General features: G+C 62.6%; 24 protein-coding genes. 5 read left to right on the top strand and 19 right to left on the bottom strand.

Features of this window, described 5'->3' with window-relative positions:
- Window positions 1-84 precede the first annotated feature (84 nt).
- The 8 genes from AC0VX3_RS22725 to coxB form a co-directional block, all read right to left on the bottom strand.
- Window positions 85-864, bottom strand: coding sequence for an SURF1 family protein (locus tag AC0VX3_RS22725; RefSeq protein WP_475522421.1), 780 nt, complete (start codon window positions 862-864; stop codon window positions 85-87).
- Between the two features lie 7 nt (window positions 865-871).
- Window positions 872-1261: a DUF983 domain-containing protein gene (locus AC0VX3_RS22730; RefSeq protein WP_475522422.1), complete on the bottom strand. Its 390-nt coding sequence runs from the start codon at window positions 1259-1261 to the stop codon at window positions 872-874.
- Window positions 1262-1394: 133 nt separating this feature from the next.
- Window positions 1395-2267: a cytochrome c oxidase subunit 3 gene (locus tag AC0VX3_RS22735; RefSeq protein WP_475522423.1), complete on the bottom strand. Its 873-nt coding sequence runs from the start codon at window positions 2265-2267 to the stop codon at window positions 1395-1397.
- 46 nt (window positions 2268-2313) lie between these two features.
- Window positions 2314-2934: a cytochrome c oxidase assembly protein gene (locus AC0VX3_RS22740; RefSeq protein WP_475522424.1), complete on the bottom strand. Its 621-nt coding sequence runs from the start codon at window positions 2932-2934 to the stop codon at window positions 2314-2316.
- Between the two features lie 8 nt (window positions 2935-2942).
- Window positions 2943-3104, bottom strand: a complete 162-nt coding sequence (locus tag AC0VX3_RS22745) for a hypothetical protein (protein WP_342891003.1) — start codon at window positions 3102-3104, stop codon at window positions 2943-2945.
- A 5-nt stretch (window positions 3105-3109) separates the two neighbouring features.
- Window positions 3110-4045: a heme o synthase gene (locus AC0VX3_RS22750; RefSeq protein ID WP_475522425.1), complete on the bottom strand. Its 936-nt coding sequence runs from the start codon at window positions 4043-4045 to the stop codon at window positions 3110-3112.
- A 142-nt stretch (window positions 4046-4187) separates the two neighbouring features.
- A complete protein-coding gene (gene ctaD, locus AC0VX3_RS22755) occupies window positions 4188-5783 on the bottom strand; it encodes a cytochrome c oxidase subunit I (RefSeq protein WP_475522426.1) in 1596 nt (531 codons plus the stop codon).
- A gap of 77 nt (window positions 5784-5860) precedes the next feature.
- Window positions 5861-6802 (bottom strand): cytochrome c oxidase subunit II, encoded by a 942-nt coding sequence (coxB, locus tag AC0VX3_RS22760; protein ID WP_475522427.1) that lies wholly within the window; start codon window positions 6800-6802, stop codon window positions 5861-5863.
- A 515-nt stretch (window positions 6803-7317) separates the two neighbouring features.
- Here coxB and AC0VX3_RS22765 point away from each other — a divergent pair.
- Window positions 7318-7878, top strand: coding sequence for an invasion associated locus B family protein (locus tag AC0VX3_RS22765; protein ID WP_475522428.1), 561 nt, complete (start codon window positions 7318-7320; stop codon window positions 7876-7878).
- Between the two features lie 67 nt (window positions 7879-7945).
- Here AC0VX3_RS22765 and AC0VX3_RS22770 read toward each other — a convergent pair whose 3' ends face one another.
- A complete protein-coding gene (locus AC0VX3_RS22770) occupies window positions 7946-9736 on the bottom strand; it encodes a monovalent cation:proton antiporter-2 (CPA2) family protein (RefSeq protein WP_475522429.1) in 1791 nt (596 codons plus the stop codon).
- Window positions 9737-9978: 242 nt separating this feature from the next.
- Window positions 9979-11403: a metalloprotease TldD gene (tldD, locus tag AC0VX3_RS22775; protein ID WP_475522430.1), complete on the bottom strand. Its 1425-nt coding sequence runs from the start codon at window positions 11401-11403 to the stop codon at window positions 9979-9981.
- A gap of 398 nt (window positions 11404-11801) precedes the next feature.
- Between tldD and AC0VX3_RS22780 the strand changes: the two genes are divergently transcribed.
- From AC0VX3_RS22780 to AC0VX3_RS22790, 3 genes are all read left to right on the top strand, one after another.
- Window positions 11802-12005 carry a hypothetical protein gene (locus AC0VX3_RS22780; protein ID WP_342891008.1) on the top strand — a complete coding sequence of 68 codons (204 nt, stop codon included), beginning with the start codon at window positions 11802-11804 and terminating at the stop codon, window positions 12003-12005.
- Window positions 12002-12229, top strand: coding sequence for a hypothetical protein (locus AC0VX3_RS22785; protein WP_475522431.1), 228 nt, complete (start codon window positions 12002-12004; stop codon window positions 12227-12229). The genes AC0VX3_RS22780 and AC0VX3_RS22785 overlap by 4 nt, the downstream gene beginning before the upstream one ends.
- A 96-nt stretch (window positions 12230-12325) precedes the next feature.
- Window positions 12326-12541, top strand: coding sequence for a DUF2093 domain-containing protein (locus tag AC0VX3_RS22790; protein WP_475522432.1), 216 nt, complete (start codon window positions 12326-12328; stop codon window positions 12539-12541).
- Window positions 12542-12568: 27 nt separating this feature from the next.
- Here the strand turns inward: AC0VX3_RS22790 and lpxK are convergent, their stop codons facing one another.
- The 6 genes from lpxK to AC0VX3_RS22820 all read right to left on the bottom strand — a co-directional run bounded on the left by lpxK (window position 12569) and on the right by AC0VX3_RS22820 (window position 18127).
- The gene (gene lpxK, locus AC0VX3_RS22795; protein ID WP_475522433.1) at window positions 12569-13603 is read right to left on the bottom strand and encodes a tetraacyldisaccharide 4'-kinase; all 1035 of its coding nucleotides are present in this window, start codon (window positions 13601-13603) and stop codon (window positions 12569-12571) included.
- Window positions 13587-14906, bottom strand: a complete 1320-nt coding sequence (locus AC0VX3_RS22800) for a 3-deoxy-D-manno-octulosonic acid transferase (protein ID WP_475522434.1) — start codon at window positions 14904-14906, stop codon at window positions 13587-13589. The genes lpxK and AC0VX3_RS22800 overlap by 17 nt, the downstream gene beginning before the upstream one ends.
- Entirely contained in the window at window positions 14899-15597 is a 699-nt protein-coding gene (locus AC0VX3_RS22805; protein WP_475522435.1) for a lysophospholipid acyltransferase family protein, read from the bottom strand. Before AC0VX3_RS22805 ends, AC0VX3_RS22800 begins: the two co-directional genes overlap by 8 nt.
- Window positions 15598-15633: 36 nt before the next feature.
- Window positions 15634-15873 (bottom strand): DUF4170 domain-containing protein, encoded by a 240-nt coding sequence (locus AC0VX3_RS22810; protein ID WP_342891014.1) that lies wholly within the window; start codon window positions 15871-15873, stop codon window positions 15634-15636.
- Between the two features lie 105 nt (window positions 15874-15978).
- Window positions 15979-16797: a 3'(2'),5'-bisphosphate nucleotidase CysQ gene (locus AC0VX3_RS22815; RefSeq protein ID WP_475522436.1), complete on the bottom strand. Its 819-nt coding sequence runs from the start codon at window positions 16795-16797 to the stop codon at window positions 15979-15981.
- Window positions 16784-18127, bottom strand: coding sequence for a TldD/PmbA family protein (locus AC0VX3_RS22820; RefSeq protein WP_475522437.1), 1344 nt, complete (start codon window positions 18125-18127; stop codon window positions 16784-16786). Before AC0VX3_RS22820 ends, AC0VX3_RS22815 begins: the two co-directional genes overlap by 14 nt.
- 353 nt (window positions 18128-18480) lie before the next feature.
- Here AC0VX3_RS22820 and AC0VX3_RS22825 point away from each other — a divergent pair, with 353 nt between their 5' ends.
- The gene (locus tag AC0VX3_RS22825; protein WP_475522438.1) at window positions 18481-19014 is read left to right on the top strand and encodes a DUF6101 family protein; all 534 of its coding nucleotides are present in this window, start codon (window positions 18481-18483) and stop codon (window positions 19012-19014) included.
- A gap of 141 nt (window positions 19015-19155) precedes the next feature.
- Here AC0VX3_RS22825 and AC0VX3_RS22830 read toward each other — a convergent pair whose 3' ends face one another.
- The 3 genes from AC0VX3_RS22830 to AC0VX3_RS22840 form a co-directional block, all read right to left on the bottom strand.
- Window positions 19156-19908: a transcriptional regulator NanR gene (locus AC0VX3_RS22830; RefSeq protein ID WP_348145139.1), complete on the bottom strand. Its 753-nt coding sequence runs from the start codon at window positions 19906-19908 to the stop codon at window positions 19156-19158.
- 72 nt (window positions 19909-19980) lie between these two features.
- Complete coding sequence (apnL, locus tag AC0VX3_RS22835; protein ID WP_475522439.1) at window positions 19981-21810, bottom strand: D-apionate lactonase; 1830 nt, start codon at window positions 21808-21810, stop codon at window positions 19981-19983.
- 1 nt (window position 21811) lies between these two features.
- Window positions 21812-22837, bottom strand: a complete 1026-nt coding sequence (locus tag AC0VX3_RS22840) for a Gfo/Idh/MocA family protein (RefSeq protein WP_475522440.1) — start codon at window positions 22835-22837, stop codon at window positions 21812-21814.
- Window positions 22838-22846: the final 9 nt, after the last annotated feature.

Raw genomic sequence — 22846 nt, forward strand, 5'->3', positions numbered from 1 at the left:
AGAAGACGGGGCTGCCTATCGATCTGACCCAACCGGGTCTTTCTCGGCGCCCGTCGGAAAACCTCCTCTATCGCTGTACGTTTGTCAGTCCGTCTGCCGCGTGCGCGGCCACACAACACCCGCGGCGTATGTCAGAAAGACACCCACGAGCGTCGCGGCGAGACCGAACCAGGTCAGGGCATAGCCGAGGTGATCGTTCTTGAAGCTGACGATCGTTTCGCCCGCCTGCGGCAGGCCGCCCGGCGGCGTGAACGCGGCGTCGAGGTCAATACTGTAGGGCGGGAGTGCGTCCGGATCGAGGCCCAGAACAGCGCCCATGGCCCGTGTATCGCGAGCAAACCAGATATTGTCGTCTAGGCCGGGGGCCGGCGTTGTCCAGTTCGGGACTTCGCTGAGACGCAACAGGCCAGTCAGGCGCATCTGTCCTTCCGGGACCAGCAGCGCCTGCGCGCGGAGATCGTCTGGCAGATCCTGGGGCAGAAAGCCCCGGTTGACCAGAACGATCCAGCCTTCAGTGGTCTTGAAAGGCGCATAGGCCATCACGCCCGGGCCCTCGAAAGGACCGGCAGGGTCGCTGAGTGCCGTGTAATAAAACGCCGTTCCGGGTAGAAATATCCCTGAAACGGCAACATGGCGATAGTCGTCGGCCTCGTCGAGCCGCTGCCATCCGGCCGGAGCCGGCGCCGCGACCGGTGTTTTGGCGATGCCTTCCTCCACCTGAACGATCAGGGTTTCCTTCCAGGCGAGACGGTCCAGTTGCCAGAAACCCAGATTGAGCAGGACAATCAGCGCCACGACCGCAACCGCGAATGGCAGGAGAAGTTTCCGGATCGGCCCCATGGCGGGTTCTGCTTTCGTCGACACTTTGCTGTTATCCGTCCCGGTCTGTGTCCAGCCGGCCTTCCTCGGCCTTGTGCCGGAACTGCATGGCGATCATCAGGCCCTTGAGGGGGCGCAGTACCAGACCGGCGAGAAGGACGGTCAGCGGCAGCCAGATAATGAGGTGGACCCAGACCGGCGGCTGGAACGACAATTCAACGAACAGGACCAGTCCGACGATGACGAAGCCGACCAGCATGATCACGAAGACCGCCGGACCGTCGCCGCTGTCGGCGAAGGAAAAATCCTGTCCGCAGGCCTGACAGGATTTCCTGACGCTCAGGAATCCGTCGAACAGGTTTCCCTGGCCACAGCGCGGGCACCTGCCCTTCAATCCCGCAGAAACGGGATTGACCGGAGGAAAATGAGCCTTGTCTTCCATGTCTTTCCTTTTGCTCCCGGAACTGGAAACGCCCGACCCGGAAGCCGGATCGGGCGTTCTGATTGGCGGTGCTCAGTTTCTGGAACCGATCACGTTCCAGCCCGCCGGACGTATCCGGCGGAGGCGTATCGACCTAGTGAGCGGCCGGTGTACCAGCGCCCCAGATATAGATGGCGACGAACAGGAACAGCCAGACAACGTCAACGAAGTGCCAGTACCAGGCGGCCGCTTCGAACCCGAAGTGACGCTCAGACGAGAACTGTCCCATCAGGGCCCGGATCAGGCAGACAAGCAGGAACACGGTACCGACGAAGACATGGAAGCCGTGGAACCCGGTCGCCATGAAGAAGGTCGCGCCGTAGATGTTGCCACCAAACGAAAACGCTGCATGGGTGTATTCGTAGATCTGGCAGATGGTGAACAGCACACCCAGCAGAACCGTCAGGGTCAGACCCCACTTGAGACCTTCCCGATCGTCATGCAGCATCGCATGGTGCGCCCAGGTGACGGTGGTGCCGGAGCACAGCAGGATCAGCGTGTTGAGCAGAGGCAGGTGCCAGGGATCGAAGGTCTCGATGCCAGCCGGCGGCCAGTGGCCCCCGGTTGCCTCGACGCGGGCATACTGGATCGCTTCGCCCGCGAACAGGGACGCGTCGAAATAGGCCCAGAACCAGGCAACGAAGAACATCACTTCCGAGGCGATGAACAACAGCATGCCGTAGCGCAGGTGCAGGGACACGACCCGGGTATGATGGCCGGCATGAGCTTCACGGACGGTATCGCGCCACCAGCCGAACATGACGTACAGAATGATCAGCAGGCCGACCGCGAACAGGCCCCATCCGGTGAGATCGATGCCGCCGATCAGGAATTCCTTGCCCTGGGCGGATTTCATGAAACCGATCGCGCCGAGTGCCATGATGAACGCGCCGACCGATGCGATGAACGGCCACGGGCTCGGGTCCACAAGGTGGTAATCGTGGTTGTTGGTATGTGCCTCAGCCATCGGCAAGCTCCCCAAAGTGATTCCGGCGCGTTGCCGCGCCAAGCGCTTACAAGTTCGTTTCAGTTCCGGCCGTTCCGGCCGTTGCTGCAACAGGACGTTCCGGTTGTTCTACCGGGAAGAAAGTGTAGGACAAAGTGATTTCCTTGACCGATTTCAGCTCAGGATCCTTGTCCATTTCCGGGTCGACGAAGAAGACGACCGGCATTTCGACCGTTTCACCGCTTTCAAGCACCTGCTCGGTAAAGCAGAAGCAATCCAGCTTGTTGAAATAGATACCCGCGGTCGGCGGCGACACGTTGAAGGTCGACGTCCCGACCGTCGCGTTGCCGCCGGTGTTGGTCGCCAGATAGGCCAGTTGAGCGGTTTCCCCCATTTTCAGGGTCACCGACCGGTGTTCCGGCCTGAATTTCCAGGGCAGTGCATGATTGACGTTGCCGTCGAACCGTACTGTGATCTTCCGGTCGATGACCACATCGCTGGCCTCTTCCGCGACCTGCGTGGTGCCACCGAAGCCGGTCACACTGCAAAACAGGTTGTACAACGGAACAGCCGCATAGGATGCGCCCACCATCGTGACGAACAGGCCGACGCACGCGCCCGCGAACTTGCGGTTGCGGCGGGCAAGAGCCTTGCCCGCATCCGGGCCGGTGTCCGGTTCTGTCACCATGTCATTCCTCACAGGGCCCGATCCATGATTCCCGGTCCCAGCTTGATGATGGTGACCACATAGAACAGGACGACCAGGGCTGCCAGCGCAATGCCGATCGCGATGGACCGGGACCGGCGCTTCTTCTTCTGCTCGTCGGTCAGAGCGATGCCCTTGTCCTCTTCAGCCATTCCCGTCACGCTCCCAATACCAGGCTTTCGCCGAGCAGCAGGGCGAACAGCGTGAACAGATAGAAGATGGAAAACTTGAACAGGCGCCAGCAGGCAGCCTTGGCCGGGTCGCCTTCGCGCTTGCGCCAGATGTCGGCTGCGAGGGCGACGAAGGCCAGCCCCAGCAGAGCGGAGGCGGCACCGTAGACGGGGCTGGCGAAGCCGAGAAAATAGGGCGCTGCGCCGACCGGCGCGAGCAGCACGGAATAGGCCAGAATATGATGCCGCGTGCTGGTTTCGCCGGCCACCACCGGCAGCATCGGCACTTTCGCGGCGGTGTAGTCGCTGTTCTTGACCAGCGCCAGGGCCCAGAAATGCGGCGGTGTCCACATGAAGATGATCAGGAACAGCACGAAGCTTTCCAGGCTGACACTGCCGGTCACCGAGGCCCAGCCGATCATGGGCGGGAACGCGCCGGCCGCGCCGCCGATGACGATGTTCTGCGGCGTCGAGCGCTTCAGCCACATTGTGTAGACGAACACGTAGAAAAAGATCGTGAAGGCCAGGAAAGCCCCGGCGAACCAGTTGACCAGCAGACCCAGGGTGACCACGGACCCGATGGACAGCGTGACGCCGAACGCCAGTGCCTCTTCAGGGGTGATCTTGCCGGCGGGGATCGGCCGCTTGCGGGTGCGCGACATGATTTCGTCGATGTCGGCGTCGTACCACATGTTGAGCGCGCCGGACGCGCCGGCCCCGATGGCAATGCACAGGATCGCGACCGCGCCGAGCACCGGATGTACCGAGCCGGGCGCCAGCATCAGACCGACAAAGGCGGTGAAGATCACCAGCGACATGACACGGGGCTTGAGGAGAGCAACATAGTCGCCCACGGACCCCATACCACCGTCCCAGACGGCGCTGTCCTGACTTATCGTATCCTGGCGCTCTGCGAGCGACATGGGCGCGTCCTTCGAATTCCGTTTCCGCCGGTCCGGATGGTCACGCGCATGGCGCGTAATCCGGCGGATCTTTTAAAGACGGCACCGCGCCGGAACCGGCGCGGTGCTGAGTGTCATGCGGAGGCAGGGCCTCCCGCCGCCATCACTTGATGCGCGGCAGCGTCTCGAACTGGTGGAACGGCGGCGGAGAGGACAGGGTCCACTCCAGGGTCGTCGCTCCTTCGCCCCAGGGGTTGTTGCCGACGGCGCGCTTCTTGGAGAAGGCCTCGACGATACCGAACAGGAACACCAGAACCGCGAAGGCGGAAATGTAGGACCCGATCGACGACACGAAGTTCCAGCCGGCCAGCGCATCCGGGTAGTCGGCATAGCGGCGCGGCATGCCGTTCAGACCCAGGAAGTGCTGCGGGAAGAACACGAGGTTCACGCCGACGAAGGTGATCCAGAAATGGGCCTTGCCGATCATATCGTTGTACATGTAGCCGAACATCTTCGGGAACCAGTAGTACCAGGCCGCGAAGATCGCGAACACGGCGCCCAGAGACAGCACGTAGTGGAAGTGCGCCACCACGTAGTAGGTGTCGTGGTAGGACCGGTCGAGACCCGCGTTGGCCAGCTGAACGCCCGTGACACCGCCGACGGTGAACAGGAAGATGAAGCCGACGGCCCAGACCATGGGTGTCTTGAACTCGATGGACCCGCCCCACATGGTGGCGATCCAGGAGAAGATCTTCACGCCCGTTGGAACCGCGATCACCATTGTGGCCGCCACGAAGTAGGCCTGGGTCTCGGAGGACATGCCGACGGTATACATGTGGTGGGCCCACACGATGAAACCGACGACGCCGATGGCCACCATCGCGTAGGCCATGCCGAGGTAACCGAAGATCGGCTTGCGCGAGAAGGTCGAGATGATGTGGCTGACGATGCCGAAGCCCGGGAGGATCAGGATGTACACTTCCGGGTGACCGAAGAACCAGAACAGATGCTGGAACAGGATCGGATCGCCGCCACCGGCCGGATTGAAGAACGTCGTGCCGAAGTTGCGGTCCGTCAGCAGCATGGTGATGGCGCCTGCAAGAACCGGCAGGGACAGCAGCAGCAGGAACGCGGTGATCAGCACGGACCATGCAAACAGCGGCATCTTGTGCAGGGTCATGCCCGGCGCGCGCATGTTGAAGATGGTCGTGATGAAGTTGATGGCACCGAGGATCGAGGAGGCACCTGCAATGTGCAGGGACAGGATCGCCAGATCCATCGCCGGGCCCGGCTGACCGGACGTGGACAGCGGCGGGTAGATCGTCCAGCCGCCACCGACACCATTTCCGCCCGGAGGACCTTCAACGAAGAGCGACAGCAGCAGCAGCAGGAAGGCCGGCGGCAGCAGCCAGAAGGAGATGTTGTTCATGCGCGGGAACGCCATGTCCGGCGCGCCGATCATGATCGGCACGAAGAAGTTGGCGTAACCACCGATCATCGCCGGCATGACCATGAAGAAGATCATGATCAGACCGTGTGCGGTCGTGAACACGTTGAACAGGTGCGGATCACCGAAGATCTGCATCCCCGGCTCCTGAAGTTCCATCCGCATGCCGACGCTGAGTGCGCCGCCGATGATCCCGGCGATAATCGCGAAGATCAGATACATGATTCCGATGTCTTTATGGTTGGTCGAATAGACCCACCTGCGCCACCCGTAGGGGTGGGCATGTGCCGCATGTGCTTCGGTCGCAGCCATTTTGGGCTCCCTCTTTCATACAATCCCAGCGGCGCTGCGTGTTGTCGCGCGCATCGCCAATTAGGCTCCCCGCCGCGTTACTTCGCGGCGACGGAGATTTGTTCGAGCCTGCCGGTCGCGGCGACTTTCTTGTCGGTCGCGAGCGATGCATAGAGCTGCTCGTTCGCGGTATCCAGATCGTCCTGCGCGGCGGTCACCCAGCTCTGGAACTGCTCTTTCGAGACAACCCGGACGGCGATCGGCATGAAGGCATGGTCCTTGCCGCAAAGCTCGGAACACTGACCGTAATAGACGCCTTCCGCACGGGCATGGAACCAGGTCTGGTTCAGGCGGCCGGGGATCGCGTCGATCTTGACGCCGAAAGACGGCATCGCGAAGGCGTGGATCACGTCCTCGGAGGTCACCTGCATGCGCACCGTGGTATCGACGGGAATGACGAGATCGTAGTCGACGGCGAGCAGGCGCGGAACTTCGTTCAGGGTCACGCCACGCGCTTCGGCGACTTCCTGCCGCTCGTCCTCGGCAACCATCAGGCTGTCGAAATACAGTTCGCCCATGCCCTCGTCCATGTACTCATACCCCCAGTACCACTGGTATCCGGTGGCCTTGATGGTCATGTCGTATTCCGGAATATCGAGCTGCTTGAACAGAAGCCGGAACGAAGGAATGCAGATCACGAGGAGGATCAGGATCGGCGCCACGGTCCAGACGACCTCGATCATGGTGTTGTGAGAGGTTCTGGAAGGAACCGGGTTCGCCTTGGCGTTGAAGCGGAAGATGCAATAGATGAGCAGCGCCAGCACGAACAGTGTGATGACAGTGATGATCACCAAGGTAAAACCGTTGAACCACGTGATGTCGTCCATCACGTCCGTCACGGAGACCTGATAACCGAGCTGCCATTCCGACATTCCGGATTCGGCGGCCTGAGCGGCCGTGGACGCTCCCGCGACGGTCGCGGCCACACCAGCAGCAGCCATACCAGCCATTGTCATGAGACGCTTGAAGAATGCCTTCACGTCCGCGCTCCCTTCCCTCAGCCGCGTCATTCGCGGCACATATGTCAATTCCGGACTCAGATCCTGTCCAATCCGGAGCGGCAGTACCGGGCTTGGCGTTGCCGTGCAAGCCTTATCTGCCGCATCCTGGCCGTGGACTGGATCATGAGATTGCCGAACTATAACCACAAACTCATATAAAGGGCGATGGCTACCATTGGGCAGAGCGGCGATGTGCCGCATCAATCCACCGACACCTTCGTGCCGCACAAAAACCACAAGAAACGTCAGGCTGCAACGGAATTTGCAACTTTTCCCGGTGCCCCTGAGATCATCGCCATATGACATTGGTCAAGACATACGGATTTTCGACAAGAATTGCAGCTAATCGTCGCGATCTTGCCCGGGCCGGACTGGAATCACGCGCCGTGATGCGGCACTGTCTGCCCGGAATACCATCTTGATTCGCTGAGCCGGCCCGCTTACGACCCGCACCGGCCGCCGGCGGACCGGACAACGCTCGACTGGAGGATTTCTTGTCAACCCAATTGCTGCAGTCCATTTGTGCCCGCCTGAGCGAACGGCCCGGTGCGTCCCTGGGTAAAGTCGCCGCACTTGCCGGTATCGTTCTCGGAGCGCTTGCCCAGGGGACCCTGCCCGCGTCGTCGCAGGGCGAGGTGCGTTCGGCCCATGGCGACTGGCAGATGCGCTGCGACACACCTCCCGGAGCGACCAGCGAACAATGCGCGCTCATTCAGAACGTCACCGCCGCCGATCGCGAGAATGTCGGCCTGTCGGTGATCGTCCTCAAGACCGCCGACAGGCAGGCGCGGATCCTGCGCGTCCTGGCGCCCCTCGGCGTGCTGCTGCCGTCCGGACTGGGCCTGAGGGTCGACAATGCCGATATCGGCCGCGCGGGATTCGTGCGCTGCCTGCCGAACGGCTGTATCGCCGAGGTCATTCTGGAAGACGAACTCCTGTCCAAGCTGAGATCCGGCGGCCAGGCGACCTTCATCATTTTCCAGACACCGGAAGAGGGCATCGGCATTCCGATTTCCCTGAACGGATTTTCGGCGGGATTCGATTCCCTGCCCTGACGCGGGAAATACCCCTCACAAGCAAAAGGCGCCCGTTGCGGCGCCTTTTTTTGTCGCGACGACCCCGTCATTCCGCCGGTGCGTCGTGCTCTTCCTTGGGCTGCGGTCTGCGCGGCGTCACCTTGTGCAGCCTGTCCGCCCCGGCATACATGCCCTCGGTCAGTTGCACGGCAAGGCGTTCCTCGTCACGATAGCGAACGTCTTCCTCGATCTGGTCGATCCGATCGAGCGGCGTTCCGAGCGCCTCCAGGGCCGCCCGTCCGAAGACGACGCTCGACTCGAAGGTTTCCCTGATCTGAAAATCGACGCCGCGCTTGGTCAGGTCGAGCGCATGGGCGCGGTCGGTGGCACGGCAGAAGATGAGCGTGTCGGGAAACCCCTCCCGGACCAGATCGATGGCCTTGGCCATGACCTTGTCGTTTTCGATGCACATGGCCACCAGTGCCGCCTTGTCCGCGCCGGCCGCTGCAAGCACATCCGCGCGCGTGGCGTCGCCATAAAAGACCTTGTAGCCCTGTTTGCGTGCGTACTGGATGCGGTCCGGACGGTTGTCGATGGCCGTGATCTCCAGCCCCTCGGAGGTCAGAATCTGGGCGACCACCATGCCGAAGCGCCCGAAACCGACGACCAGTACGGTCGGTGTCGCTTCCTCGAATGTCTCGATCGACGGATTTTCGACGCCCCTGGCTTTCACCCTGGCCGCGAGCTTGTCGAGCCCCAGGCAGGCCACGGGCGTGAGCAGCATCGACAGGATGACGATGGCGTTGAGCAGGTTCGCTGTCTGATAGTCCAGGAGGCTGTTGCCGATGGCCGCGGTGAACAGCACGAAGGCGAATTCGCCGCCCTGGGGCAGGGTCACGGCGATACGCAGGGCGTCGGAGTTCGGCGACCCGGTGCTGCGTGACAACGCCCAGAGATAAGACCCCTTGACCACCATCACGATGGAGACGCCGGCCGCTACGCTCATCCAGTGCTCCATCACGAGGGCGATATTGAGCGACATGCCCACGGCGACGAAGAAGAGCCCCATCAGCAGGGACCTGAAGGGTTCGATATCGGCTTCGAGCGTGTGCCGGAAACTGGACTCGGCAAGCAGGACCCCGGCAAGGAAAGCGCCCAGCGCCATCGACAGGCCGACCGCATGCATGATGCCGGCGCTGCCCAGGGCGACCAGAAGCGCCGCCGTCAGCATGACCTCGCGCGCCCGGCTTGCCGCCAGCAGCAGGAACACCGGGGAAATCAGATACCGGCCCGTCAGGATAACCGCCGCGACCGCGCCCAGGACGATCAGGATCTCGCTTGCGATCTGGGCGAAGGTTGACGGCCCCTCCCCCGGGGCGAGGATCGCCACCATCGCCAGCAGCGGCACAATGGCGATGTCCTGCAACAGCAGGATGCCGAACGCCCGCTGGCCGTAAGCGGAGGACAGTTGCCCGCGTTCCTGGAGGATCTGCAAGGCAAAGGCCGTGGAGGACAGGGCAAGCCCGAAGCCGGCAACGAGCGATGTCGAAAAGGAATACCCGGCGAGCCGGCCGATACCGAAAAAAGTCAGGCCGGTCAGAACCACCTGGGCGGTCCCGAGCCCAAAAATGTCGCGTTTCATGCGCCAAAGCTTTTGCGGATCCAGCTCCAGTCCGATCACGAACAGAAGCAGGACCACGCCGAGTTCGGCCACGTGAAGCACATCCTCGCCGGACCCGAGCAACTGCATGCCGTAGGGGCCGATGGCAGCTCCCGCCGCGAGATAGCCGACCACGGAGCCAAGACCAAGACGTTTGGCGATCGGCACGGCCACCACTGTCGCGGCCAGAAACACGATAGACTCGGCAAAGAACGGGGGCGCCCCTTCTACGGCCATTCTCTCTCCCTGTCCGGCTCCCTCATTGGCGTATCGACCGGAATTCCCTCAAAGGGCCGTCGGAACACTGATTCCGGTCCTTATGAGACTACGCCCGAACCCCGCCCGAATGCCAGCACGCCACGAGCGAAAGACGCCGTTTTCAATCAATGGGCTCGCCTGTTCCCGAACAGGGACGGTTTTGCCCAAAAAAGCGCCGGTCAAGGCCGGCAGGGACTAAGCCGCCCGCGAGACTGCGCGTCTCAGACTGCCGTGCCGCCGACCGTGAGTTCATTGATGCGCATCGACGGCTGGCCGACCCCGACCGGAACACCCTGGCCCTGCTTGCCGCAGGTGCCCATGCCCGGATCCAGCTTCATGTCGTTGCCGATCATGGAGACCCGGGTGAGCGCGTCCGGCCCGTTGCCGATCAGCATGGCGCCCTTGAGCGGCGCGCCGACCTTGCCGTTCTCGACCCTATAGGCCTCGGTACAGGAGAACACGAATTTCCCGGAGGTGATGTCGACCTGCCCGCCCCCGAAGGAAACCGCGTAGATGCCGTCCTTGACGGAGCGCAGGATTTCTTCCGGCTCCTTGTCGCCGGACATCATCACCGTGTTGGTCATGCGCGGCATGGGGATATGGGCATAGGACTGGCGCCGTCCGTTGCCGGTCGGCTCCATGCCCATCAGTCGGGCGTTCTGGCGGTCCTGCATGTAGCCCTTCAGGATACCGTCCTCGATCAGCACCGTGCGGCTGGCGGGCGTGCCCTCGTCGTCGACGCTCAGGGACCCGCGCCGGTCCGGGATGGTGCCGTCATCGACGATCGTGACCCCCGGCGCTGCCACGCGTTGCCCCATCAGGCCGGCAAATGCAGAGGTTTTCTTGCGGTTGAAGTCGCCTTCAAGACCATGGCCGACCGCTTCATGCAGAAGAATGCCCGGCCAGCCCGGTCCGAGCACCACGTCGAAGGTTCCCGCGGGCGCCGGCACCGAATCCAGATTGACCAGAGCCTGGCGCAATGCCTCGTCGACACCGCCCTGCCAGTTCTCCGGGGTGATGAAGCGCTCGAAGCCTTCCCGTCCACCACAGCCGAACGAGCCGCTTTCCTGCCGGTCCCCGGATCCCGCAACGACCGAAATGCTCAGGCGCACCATCGGGCGGACGTTGCGGACCAGATGACCGTCCGCACGCAGTATTTCCACGACTTGCCACGATCCCGCCAGAGACGCGGACACCTGACGCACCCGCGGATCGCGGCCGCGCGCAAAGGCATCGATCTCCTGAAGCAGCTTCACCTTGTCCTCGAAACTCGGTCCACCCAGCGGATTGGCGTCGGAATAGAGCGACTGATTGGTGCGGGCCGGCGCGGCGGCATAGCTGCCGGAATAGCCTTTCTTGACGGAGCTGACCGCATCGGCAGCGCGTTGCAATGCGCCTTCCGAGATGTCACCGGCATGCGCATAACCGGCGGCTTCGCCGGCGACCGCCCTCAGACCGAAGCCCTGGGCGGTATCGTAATTGGCTCCCTTCAGCCGGCCGTTGTCGAAGACCAGCCCCTCCGTCTGACGGTACTCGACAAAGAGTTCGCCATCGTCCGATCCGGAAAGAGCCTCCTCGGTGATCCGCTTGGCGGTCTCCAACCCGAGGCCGGAGGTTTCGATGAGATCGGTGGTGGAAAGGGTCATGTGACTGTCCTGAGTTTTCCCGGCAACGCGGTCCGCCCCGGTCTGAAGAGCTTTTTCGCCGATTTATCACCAACATAGGTGTTTTGGCAGACATTTCATCCCAAAACCTCAGAAATCCACTTGCCGTATTTTAAACTTGAGTTTAATACTCATATTTAAAGACAGTCACCCTGACTGGCCTTTGAAAGCCAGACCGCTTGTGCCCTTTTTGCGTTCACCCGATCGCACCGCACCCGAATTTCCAACCCGGGCAACTCCGGAAAGCCCGATCGAAACCATCGGGCATCCATTGATCCGGGCAGGTCGCCGCCACCCCCCATTTCCATGACACAACGCGCCGCGGCATTGCCCCGGCCGGGAAAGACCTTTTGCTGATGTCAAAGCCACCAGAGTCTCGCGTGGGACAGGACGTTTCTGCCTTTCATGAAATCGCGGCGCTTCGCGGCGACGGCCTGCATCCGTTGTTGCTGCAGGCCCTGGGCAGGACCGGTCAGGTGTCCGGCCCGCCGAAACCGTCCGAACAGACCGGCGAAAACGTGATCCGGCCGGACTTTGCCGCCCGGCAGCCCAGGCGTGCAGCTCCCAAGGCGCAGCCCCGGTGAACGCGGTCCTGGTCGCAATGCATCTGGTCGCGTGCCAGCCGGACCTGCTCATCTGCGAGGATATTTCCAGCGCGTCGCAAACATGGGACACTATGGAAGCCTGCCGACAGGACCGCGATGGCGAAACGACCCGCGCCCGTAAACTGCTTGCACCGCAGACAGTCGTCATGTCGCGGTGCCGCTACCAGATCAGGCGTGATGGCAGATCCTTGCCGATGTTCTGATTGTCCAGGCTGTGGCCTTGCAGGGGCTTGCCCGACCGTGGTGAACTGCCGTAAAAGGGCGGCATAGAAAAACAGACAAGGGCGCCAGGTACGGCGATGATGAACCGATACGAAAACCCGCAGGTGCCAAGCGAAGCGCGCGTCCGCTATCTGGATGGCGACTACCAGGTGGAAACGCCGGGTACCTTCGTGCGCTGCGCGGTGACCGGCGTGGCGATCCCGCTCGACGAACTGAAATACTGGTCGGTCGACAGCCAGGAGGCCTATGTTGACGCCAATGCGTCCATGAAACGCTATCTGGAAAGCAAATAGCGTCAGCCGCTGTGCCGCCGGTGTGCCTCAGTCGACGTGCGCTCCCGACAGAATGTGCTGGCGCAATTTCTCCCTGATCAGGGCGACAAGACGGTCCTCGTCGTCAATGTCCATGCGCACGTCCAGAACCGCCGTGCTGGAGGCGATCCAGTGAAACAGTTCACCGTGTGAGGTTTCCAGGCGCACCATGTCCTTGGCCGTGGTCACGAGCCCCAGCCCCGCCTCTTCCGCTTCCGTCAGAAGGGCCTTGATATCGGCCTGCGAATAGACGTGATGGTCCGGGAAGGCACGGGTCTTGCGGACCTCGTATCCGAGCGCCTTCAGTGACGCGAAAAACTTCTGCGGCCGGCCAATCCCCGCGAAGGCGAACAGGCGGCAGCCCGCCAGGTCGTCATTGGGCTGCGGCCGCAGATGGGCATGCACGATCGGCAGACCCTTGCGTCCGGCAAGATGCACAGCTTCTTCCGCCGCCGAGCCGTCTCCGACCAGCACAAGGCAGTCCGCCCTGACGATCTGCCTGTCTGCCGGGGCGCGCAACGGCCCCGCCGGAAAACATCTGCCGTTGCCGAAACCCGTGTTGCAGTCCACCAGGACAAGACTAAGATCCTTGGCCAGCGCCGGGTTCTGAAACCCGTCGTCCATCAGGAGCAGGTCGACCGGCTGCCGTTCGGCGAGCCGGGCCCCGGAAGGCCGGTCCGCGGCAACGACCGTCGGCCCGTAGCGGGCAAGCAACAGGGCTTCGTCGCCGACCTCGGCCGCATCGTGAAGGCCGGCGTCCACCAGCAAGGGGCCCTTCGCCGAACCGCCATAGCCGCGCAGCAGAAATCCAGGCCGGTAGCCCTCTTCCTGAAGCCGGCAGGCGAGTTCGATCGCAAAGGGGGTCTTTCCCGTGCCGCCCACGACAAAATTACCGATGCAGATCACGGGAAGACGGCTTTGGTACTTCGGCCGTTTCAACATGCGCCGGGCCGCGACCAGCCCGTAGAGCCGTGCCACAGGCGCCAGCAGCGTCGCGGCGAGCGAAAAGCCGGGCTTCCACCAGAAATCAGGTGCCGTCTTCATGCGCCGCCTCCCGGGCCGCGTTTCCGGCCGGTTCGGCAAGAAAGGGCTTGAGCAGCATCAGGGTCTTGTCCAGCGCTCCGCGCCCGGCTGCAACCAGCGCCCTGGCGCGCTCCGCCTGACGGGCGGCAAGATCCGGATCGCCCAGCAGGGCGGCAACCGTGTCCGCCAGTTCCGCCGCCGTTTCCGCCCGCGCGCCGGCATCGGCGTTCCAGAACTCCTTGTAGACCGCGCGCGCGTTGGCAACACGCGGCCCCGTCACGAGCGCGGAGCCGGCAAGAGCCGCTTCCACCGGATTGTGTCCCCCGACATCCGTGAAGGATCCGCCCAGAAAGGTGACCGGGGCCAGTCTGTAATAAAGTCCCATCTCGCCGAGCGTATCCCCAAGGAAGACATCGGTCGAGCGGACAATGGTTCCCGACAGGCTGCGCCGCGACACTTCGAGCCCGTGCCCGCGCAGCAGATCGGCAATGGCGTCCGCCCGCGACGGATGGCGCGGCACAAGGATCATAAGAAGATCGGGGAACTCACGTCGCAACAACACATGCGCAGCCACAGCGATTTCGTCTTCGCCCGGGTGGGTCAGCGCCGCGAGCCAGACCGGCCGCCCGCCGGCCGATGTGCTCAACCGGGCGATCTCCGCCGGGTCCGCCGAGGGGTCGTCCGCATCGAATTTGAGATTTCCGGGCGTTTCAACCCGGTCGCAGCCGAGGCGGCGGAAGCGCCCGGCGTCGGCGTCGCTTTGCGCCAGCACCAGATCGAGAGACCGGAACACATGACGTGCAACATCCGGCAGTCTCGCCCAGGCGCGTTGCGACCTGTCCGAGAGACGCCCGTTCAGCAGCACGAACGGCGTTTTGAAGCGGCGCAGCTCGTCGAACATGCAAGGCCAGATTTCCGATTCCACGACCATCGCCAGATCGGGGGACCAGTGGGACAGAAACCGGTTGACGGGCCCTGGTGCGTCATAGGGAACGAACTGATGCCGCACCCCGTCCGGCAGGCGCTGCCCGGCCAGGTCGGCCGCCGTCACGGTGACGGTGGTCAGGAGCACATTCAGGTCCGCAGCCGCCAGGCGCTCGATCAGAGGCAGGACGGACGTGGTTTCACCGACGCTGGCGGCATGAATCCAGACGAGCCGGCCCTCGGGGCGCGGCGTGGCCGAATAACCGAACCGTTCGCCCTTTCTGGCCGGGATCTCCTTGCCGGAGCGGCTGCGCAGCAGGAACAGCAGGTTGAACAGAGGCGTCAGGACCCTGGCGAGGCCCCTGTAGGCGCTTATGAGAATGGGCCGGCGGTCAGCCATCCGCCCTTCCGACCAGTTCATAGGCGTGCCTGGTGGCAGCGTTCAGCCCCTCCTCCACCTGGAGACGGTAGGCCTCAAGCGCGTCCTCTTCCGTTTCGGCCGGCACCCAAATCAACTCCCCCACGGCGATCCCGCCGCGTCCGAACGGCAGATTGACGCTTGCCCTGTCCCAGCTGTTCAACTCGATCGACCGGCTGGTCGCCACCGCGACAGGAAGGATGGGCCGCCCGGAATGCTTGGCAAGCTGGACAATACCGACGCCGGATTTCCGCGAGGGACCTTTGGGCACGTCCGCGGTCATCGCGATGCTGTAACCGTCCTTGAGGGCGCGGAGCGCCTCGATGAAACCCCGCATGCCGCCGCGTTTCTTGATCTGCCGCGCATTCTTGCCTCCGGACGCGCGGATCAGTCCGAGGCCGAACTTGCTCGCCGCGATCGCATTGATCTCACCATCGGCGGAACGCGAGATCATGACCTTGGCCGGCCAGTGGGAGGGCTTGGCGAAAGGCACCATGAAATGCTGGCCGTGCCACATGGCCACGATCACCGGAAGGTCCGCTTCCATGCGGGCGTGCACGCCTTCCGGTGCCACCACGAAGCGGTTGGTGCGATAGACAAGCTTCAGGTACCCCGCGAGCAGGGACCCCACTCCCGAGAGGACCCAGGGCTGGCGGCCGAGGCGTTTGATCATTTTTGTTTTCGCCCGAAATCTATGGCAGTGGCCTGCTCAGGACGCCGTTTCCGGATCCAGCAGACGATGCATGTGCACGATGAAATAACGCATATGCGCGTTGTCGACGGTTGACTGGGCCTTGGCTCTCCAGGCCTTTTCAGCTTCGGCGTAGTTCGGATAGATGCCGACGATGTCGAGTTCGTCCAGATCGCGGAAGGTCAGTCCTTCGGGCGATTCCAGCTCGCCTCCGAACACCAGGTGCAGAAGCTGTTTCTGGCTGTCGGTTTCACTCATGATATCCTCGCTTTACATCTGTGCCGGTCAGGCTCGGCAGACGATCGAACCCGCACCGTTGAAGCAACGTGCCGCTATTTTCCGGGGTGCGGAGTACCGGCGGCATCAGCCGATCAGGGGCCGAAGCGCATCGCACATCGGCCCGGCCAGAACCTCCGGAACCGCGATCAGGGCCGGATGTCCGGTCCTGGCACGATTGTAGATCAGGTTCCGGCCCGTCAGATCGATCAGTTTTCCGCCTGCTTCCTGCACCAAAAGATCGGCCGCCGCAAGATCCCAGTCACTCGGCCCGCCGCGCGCGGCGCCCACGTCCACACGGCCCGCCGCCACGATGGCCAGCCGGTAAGCCAGCGACCTCAGGATCTGCGTGGCCACCAGACCGGCGGATAAAACGTCTTCATTGGCGACGATCGAATGCGGTCCGGTCAAGGTGGCGCCCTCGATGCCGCGCTGTTCCGACACGCTGATCCGGCTGCCGTTCAGCCAGGCACCGCCGCCCTTTCGCGCCAGAAACATTTCCTCCCGGACCGGACAGAACACGGCCCCGGCGACCGGGCGTCCGTGTTCGACGACCGCGATGGAAACCGTCCATTCGTCGCCGCCTGCCAGAAACGCCCGGGTCCCGTCGATCGGGTCGACAATGAAAACGCGCTCATGATCAAGCCGCGACCGGTCGTCGGCGGTTTCCTCCGAGAGCCAGCCATAGCCGGGCCGCGCGGCACGCAATTGCTCCGTCAGAAGCTTGTCGACCGCAAGATCGGCTTCGGACACGGGAGCAACATTGCCCTTGCCCTTGAACCAGGCTTCCGGGTCCTTGCCGAAGAAAGTCAGTGCAAGCGCGCCGGCCTGCCGTGCCGCCGTTTCAACAAGCTGAAGATCCGCTTCGAAGCCGGTTTCATCCATGCCCGTGTCAGCTGCCGGCAAGCGCCATTCCCTCGATCATCACGGAAGGGGTCGCCGCCGAATAGCGGTTGTCCAGATCGCTGCCCGGCACCAGCCGCGCGAACATGTCCGTCAGATTGCCGGCAATCGTGATCTCGCTGACAGGCTCGACGATCTGTCCGTTCTCGAACCAGAAACCGGATGCGCCCCTGGAATAATCGCCGGTAAGGCCGTTGACGCCGTGGCCGATAAGATCCGTCACCAGCAAACCGTCGCCCGCTTCGGCCATGAGTTCCTCGAGCGACTTGTCGCCCGGCATCAGCGTGATGTTGGTTGCACCCGGCGAGGTGCCGCTGCCGGCGCGATGAGCGCGGCCATTGGGTGTCAGGCCCAGTTCGCGCGCGCAGGCCCCGTCCAGAAACCAGTGCCGCAGAACGCCGTCCTCGATCACGTCGAGCACCTCCGCCCGTGTGCCCTCGCCGTCGAACGGGCGGGTCGCCGCGCCACGGTTCTTGAAGGGGTCGTCGACAACCCTGATCCCGGGTGCGAACACGGCCTCGTTCATGCGGTCCCGCAGAAAGCTGGTCTTGCGGGCGATCGAGGCACCGTTGATGGCCCCGGCGAGGTGTCCGAGAATGCTGCGGGCCGCCCGGGATTCGTAAATCACGTTGGCGGTGCGGGTCGTCAATTTCTGCGGATTGAGGCGGCGAACCGCCCGTTCTCCGGCCCGGCGGCCGATTTCCGCAGGCGCTTCCAGATCCTCAAAGAAGGTTCGGCTGTCGAAATCGTAGTCCCGCTCCATCGCCGTGCCCTCGCCGGAAACGGCGGTCATCGACATGCCGTGGCGGGAGGACAGGTAGGATCCCTCGAAACCGTGGCTTGTTGCCAGCACCACGCCGGCCAGACGCCAGGACGCTCCCGCCCCGCCCGACTTGCTGACGCCCTCGACGGCCAGCCCGGCGGCTTCCGCCTCCAGCGCGATCTCCGCCAGCTTGTCCGCGGTCATTTCCGTGCTGTCCAGAAGCTCCAGCACAGGCTGGTCCCTGACCAGCAAGTCCGGATCGGCAAGTCCCGCATAGGGATCCTCGGGCGCGACCTTCGCCATGGCAACGGCGCGTTCGGCGAGGCTCGCGGGATCGTCGAGACGGTTGGCCGACACGGCCGCCGTGCGCTTGCCGACAAAAACCCGCAGCGTCACGTCATCGCCCTCGGCGCGCTCGGTCTCCTCGACCTTGCCTTCGCGGACATCGACCGAGAGCGAGACGCCGGTGACGGCGATCGCGTCGCAGGCATCGGCCCCGGCCGTGCGGGCCGCCGCCACAAGGCGCGCCGCGCGGGATTGCAATTCGCTCTGATCTATCAGTTCCGACATGTTCAACGCTCATCCGTCCAATGGTCCGGCTGTTGTTTACGCCGCTCACCTCGCGGCTGCAACATCTGCTGTCGGAAAGGCCGAAGCGGAATGTGTCTCGCATCGACCGTTTCTAAGCTTCCGGTTGTATTCCCGTCCGGTCGTCACAGGACTGAACAAGCGGTTACCGCTCTGCTCATACTCCGGTAACCGTCTTTGAAATCACAGTTTTTTAACCCTGTCTCTTAAGCTGATCACGACTTTTCTCCCGTAGCTTCAATCACATCAAGAGGCCATAAGGCCCTGTGGAGAGTCATTTGAGACGTTAAACAGAAATACAGGAAACGGCGGCAACCGGGACGGGCATTACGACATTGCCCGATCCCGGCGGCCTGCCGGTCCGCTTCGAGCAGCGGCTCGAATCCCGGCCCGGAACGCCCTCACTTCCAGCAGAGATCTTCCTTGACCGCGACAGGGCAGTCATCAATCGCAGGGTTGCCGGCGTGCCCGTCAAGGTCGTCGTCCCGGTTCAGGGTTTCGACGGGGTCATGGTCCGGATCGTTCCCGGCGCGGCCCCGGGCGACATTCTTGCGACACTGATCCTGAAACACCCCGACAGCGCCCTGTCGATCACACTGGCCGAAACGGAGCATTCCGACGATCTGGCCGTTCTGTGGAGCCGCTGGGCGCAGGTTTTCAACCTGCCGATGCTGGTGTGCGATCTTGGCGGCAAAATCAAGCCGATCGAGGCCTACAGCGCCCTTCCGGCTGCCCGCCCGGCCCCGCGCCGGCAATTGCGCCTGCTCACAGGACGCCGTCCGCGGTTCCTGAACCGGCGCGTCCCCGGCCGCCCGGCGGAGGCTGCGGCTGTCCACAGCAACGAACGCGAGATCATCGCGCGGTCGTGACGGTGCGCTGACCCCATTCCAGGACTGCAAAAATGGCGCCGCTCCGCGGCGCGCTGCAGGGAAGACCGGCGTTTACCAGCGCTTGCCGGCGTCACCTGCTGTCTGCCGGCTTGTCAATCGCCTCAGCTTCCGGTGGAACATTCAAAGATGATGCCGGTAAAGATCCTGCGATCTGTTCAGGTGTGAACGCATGGCGCTTTCGGCATTTTCAGCAACACCGCTTTCGATACACTCGACGATCTTGGAATGCTCGGCAAGCGTGACGTTCTCACGTCCCGACCAGATCAGCAGGTCCGTGTGATAATTGAACAACCAGGTGAGCATGGCGTCACTGACCGCCGCAAAAATCGGGTTGCCCGATATCGACGCGATCTTGCTGTGAAAGGCGATATCGGCCTTGATGAAATCGGACGGATTGCCGAGCAGGTCCTTTTGATCGACGACAAGCTGCTTGAGTTCTGAAATGTCTTGCGGCGAGGCCTTCTCGGTCGCGATCCTGACCATGCCGCCTTCGAACAGTCTGCGCGCCTCCTTGAGGTGTTCTAGATTGTCAGAAGAGGCAGACAGCAGCATGCGCGCCACCATGTCCATCTGCCGAAACGCCAGATCCGCCGACAGCTCGCTCACCCGGGAACGCTCGCCCTGGGAAATCGAAATGAGCCCCTGAGTGTGCATCGTCTGCATGGCTTCGCGAACGGCGGGCCTGCCGACGCCGAAGCGCAGCATCAATTCACGCTCGGACGGCATGGGATCGCCGGGGGCAAGCTCGCCCCGCACAATCATTTCACGCAATCGATCGAAAACCTGATCGGAGAGTTTTCGCCGGACAATCTTGTCATCACCGGCTCCCGAGCCGTTCCAGTTTTCCATGACCCGCCAATCTGATCCTTTCATCGCAGGGCTGTCTGCGGATCGCGGCACGCACGATTTTACAGCCGACCGCAGATTCATCAGCCTTCGGTGGACTTATAGCCGGAGAACTTCGAATGGACCAAGCGTCCGCCGATCGCCACAAACAATTTCCAGGTTCCGGTCTGTCAGATTAGCGGCAATCTTAAAGACCTCACCGTCCTTCTCCACACACAGCGAAGCTATCTTATCCGCTCCGACACAGTCACAGTTGATAACGTTCGCTTCGCCCAGTGCCGCGAGGGTCGCGACGACCTCTCCAACGGGCCAGAGAGATCCGCTGGCTTCGTCAACAATCCCTCTGGGGCCGGTGAAACTTGCCGGAACCCATTGACGAATGTCAGCCCGGGCAATCACGGACGCATAGCCCATGGTCCAGGCAGCGGCGAAAAGGCCGCGTTGGCGCGGATCGTCATGGGTCATGCAAAGACGCTTGTTGCCCGGATTGGCAAATGTCCGGGATCCGTAGGGATTTTGACGCATGCCGATGGTTGACGGTCCGAGCCTGTATTCCTTGTCCTTGCCGATGAGCGCCCGGGCAGAGCGCGTGATATGCGGCACCGCTTCAAGTGTTTCGATGACACTGTCGTCATCGGCCGCGTGAACAATCGGATTGGTTGAATGGGTCACGAAATCCAGCCATGACATTGGCGGCCGTTTGCGGTTCAACTCGGTGAAATAGCTGAACATGCCGCCGCCGAGCCTGGTCGTGGGAAAAGCTTGTCTCGCAGCGGCATAGATTATCGACAATGGAGGACACGCGGGCCATTCACTGCCCGGCGGTGTCGACTGACGGTCGACCGAAGGACAAACCGCAATTGAGTTCAACGCAAGCCCGCTTCGTTTTACCATGCTGGCCAGGTTGTCAAATTCCGCCTCGAGGTCGCCGTCACAGGCGACCACATATTCCAGATCGTAAGACGCCGGAAAAAGGTCCTGCAAGGACCGGAAATTCTCAAGTGCCTTCAGTCCGTGCGCTTGTGTCGGATCGAAATGACACAGGAGCGCGGCAGGGTTGACCTCTTTCAGCAGACCGGCGTGCTCGATGGCGGATCCGGTGTCTTCAGGGCTGATCAGCAGTCCTATTCGCGGCAGACGGCTGTTTGTGGCTTCGCCTCGAACAAACTCGGCAACTCTGGCTGCTGTGTCATCACGCGCCGGGAAGATCGATGCTCCTTCGGTTTCACTCCTCATCATTTCGAGTGTCACCGACTGATCGACCTCTTGTCCCGCATCCATGAGATACGGCCAGGGACGCGCCAACGGCCTCACATAGGTCTTGTAGGAGGCGTCGGACCAGTTGCGCTGGTCCTCCATTTCGAAGGCGTCGCCCTCCATCCGGCAACGGGCCTTCAGGTGCGGCGCTGCTGCGTGGGTCAGGGACCGGATGGACTTGAAGGGTTGCCAGGGGTCTATGAGATCGGGAAATCTGGTGTGGGCGATGGTCCCGTCGCAATGCTCGACCTCGACGGGTTCGCCGGCCACCCCGTTGATCGGATGCAACACGGTGAAACCGCACCGGTTCGTCTCGAAGGCCTTGTCGGCGACCGCCGAGGAAGCAAACCTCAATGATCCGGCCTCAGTGCCGGTTATCTGCGCCCTGACGCTGAGACCCGCCCCCTGGTTCTGGTAATGCGCGACGTAGGAAACTTCGAATTTGCCGGGGTCTTCCACCACTGCGAGATCGGAAATGGCCGCAGGAAGCGTGCCCCAGTCACTGTCGCGTACAACGTAGGAAATGGCGCGCAGAACTTCATGGCCATCGAACCGAATGTACCGCAGATTTCCGTTTTCCAGCCGCACTTCCAGCGGCCCTGCGCGCAAAATCCGGAATGGCTCCGGGGCCGATTCCGTTCCATACAGGCGAATGCGGCTCACGTCGCTCATGTCAGGCGGTGTCCAGCTTGATTGTCCGGCTGTTCCCGGCAGCGGAAAGATACGCAGCCTCGACCAGTTCCAGCGTTTTCAGGTTGTCCAGTCCCGATGTCTCCGGTGCCCCGGACGCATTCAGGCAATCGATGAAATGCCGCTGGATGTTGTAGACGCTTTCCTGAATGTTGTGCCAGGGACGCTCCGCCCAGGACAGCAGCGGGGGCGATACGTCCAGTTCCCGGGTGCCGGACGCATTGTGCACAACCAGCCTGTAACCGGGCATCAGCCTCAGCGTTCCCTCGCTGCCATCCACCTCGAGAAGGCTTTCGGGAAAGCTCTCCCGGGGGAGCCGTGATGCATAGCTGCAGTCGACGACACCGGTGACGCCGCTTTCGTGAACCAGCATCATGGTCGCGACGTTTTCCGCCCGAATGGCCGGATTGACCCGTTTCGTGCTTGCCGAGATCGTGCGCGCGTCGCCGAACAGGAAGCGGGCGATGTCCAGAATATGGATCCCCAGGTCCTGGATGATGAAGCGCTCGTCCGTCGCCAGATACGGCTGGCCCGAATAGACGTCATAGGCCGAACGGAAACTGACCCGTCCCCAGAAGGGCGTTCCGATGGCGCCCTTGTCGAGTTCGGCCTTGGCAGCGCGGATTGCCGACTGCCAGCGAAAGTTCTCGTGCACCATCAGGGTCACGCCGGCGTCGGCGGCCGCGTCTGTCATTGCCCTGGCATCTGCCATCGTGTCCGCAAAGGGCTTCTGGCAGATGATGTGCACATTCGATCCGGCCGCGCGTTCGACCAGGGGCCTGTGGGTCTGAACCGTCGTGGCAATGTCGACGAAATCGAGCTCTTCCGATTTCAGAAGCTCGTCGGCATCGGTATAGGTCCGCTCGACACCAAAGCGGCCCGCCGTCTCCTTCAGGCGGTTCTCGTCGCGGTCGCACAGCGCGGTGATGGCTGCTCCCTCGACTTCGGCCCAGGCGTGCATGTGGTTCTGAGCGAAAAAACCGCAGCCGATCAGTGCGCCTTTCTTCATGATGTTCTC

It is taken from the genome of Roseibium sp. QJM3NY_11 (assembly GCF_056173175.1).

What these genes read in the sequence shown, in the direction of transcription:
- AC0VX3_RS22820 (WP_475522437.1), bottom strand. Translation starts at nt 18,127, where the DNA reads ATGTCGGAACTGATAGATCAGAGCGAATTGCAATCCCGCGCGGCGCGC.
- apnL (WP_475522439.1), bottom strand. Translation starts at nt 21,810, where the DNA reads ATGAGCGACGTGAGCCGCATTCGCCTGTATGGAACGGAATCGGCCCCG.
- AC0VX3_RS22805 (WP_475522435.1), bottom strand. Translation starts at nt 15,597, where the DNA reads ATGATCAAACGCCTCGGCCGCCAGCCCTGGGTCCTCTCGGGAGTGGGG.
- AC0VX3_RS22735 (WP_475522423.1), bottom strand. Translation starts at nt 2,267, where the DNA reads ATGGCTGAGGCACATACCAACAACCACGATTACCACCTTGTGGACCCG.
- AC0VX3_RS22750 (WP_475522425.1), bottom strand. Translation starts at nt 4,045, where the DNA reads ATGTCGCTCGCAGAGCGCCAGGATACGATAAGTCAGGACAGCGCCGTC.
- tldD (WP_475522430.1), bottom strand. Translation starts at nt 11,403, where the DNA reads ATGACCCTTTCCACCACCGATCTCATCGAAACCTCCGGCCTCGGGTTG.
- AC0VX3_RS22770 (WP_475522429.1), bottom strand. Translation starts at nt 9,736, where the DNA reads ATGGCCGTAGAAGGGGCGCCCCCGTTCTTTGCCGAGTCTATCGTGTTT.
- ctaD (WP_475522426.1), bottom strand. Translation starts at nt 5,783, where the DNA reads ATGGCTGCGACCGAAGCACATGCGGCACATGCCCACCCCTACGGGTGG.
- AC0VX3_RS22800 (WP_475522434.1), bottom strand. Translation starts at nt 14,906, where the DNA reads ATGGCTGACCGCCGGCCCATTCTCATAAGCGCCTACAGGGGCCTCGCC.
- AC0VX3_RS22840 (WP_475522440.1), bottom strand. Translation starts at nt 22,837, where the DNA reads ATGAAGAAAGGCGCACTGATCGGCTGCGGTTTTTTCGCTCAGAACCAC.
- AC0VX3_RS22740 (WP_475522424.1), bottom strand. Translation starts at nt 2,934, where the DNA reads ATGGTGACAGAACCGGACACCGGCCCGGATGCGGGCAAGGCTCTTGCC.
- AC0VX3_RS22745 (WP_342891003.1), bottom strand. Translation starts at nt 3,104, where the DNA reads ATGGCTGAAGAGGACAAGGGCATCGCTCTGACCGACGAGCAGAAGAAG.
- AC0VX3_RS22810 (WP_342891014.1), bottom strand. Translation starts at nt 15,873, where the DNA reads ATGAGTGAAACCGACAGCCAGAAACAGCTTCTGCACCTGGTGTTCGGA.
- lpxK (WP_475522433.1), bottom strand. Translation starts at nt 13,603, where the DNA reads ATGAAGACGGCACCTGATTTCTGGTGGAAGCCCGGCTTTTCGCTCGCC.
- AC0VX3_RS22830 (WP_348145139.1), bottom strand. Translation starts at nt 19,908, where the DNA reads ATGAAAGGATCAGATTGGCGGGTCATGGAAAACTGGAACGGCTCGGGA.
- AC0VX3_RS22790 (WP_475522432.1), top strand. Translation starts at nt 12,326, where the DNA reads ATGATGAACCGATACGAAAACCCGCAGGTGCCAAGCGAAGCGCGCGTC.
- AC0VX3_RS22730 (WP_475522422.1), bottom strand. Translation starts at nt 1,261, where the DNA reads ATGGAAGACAAGGCTCATTTTCCTCCGGTCAATCCCGTTTCTGCGGGA.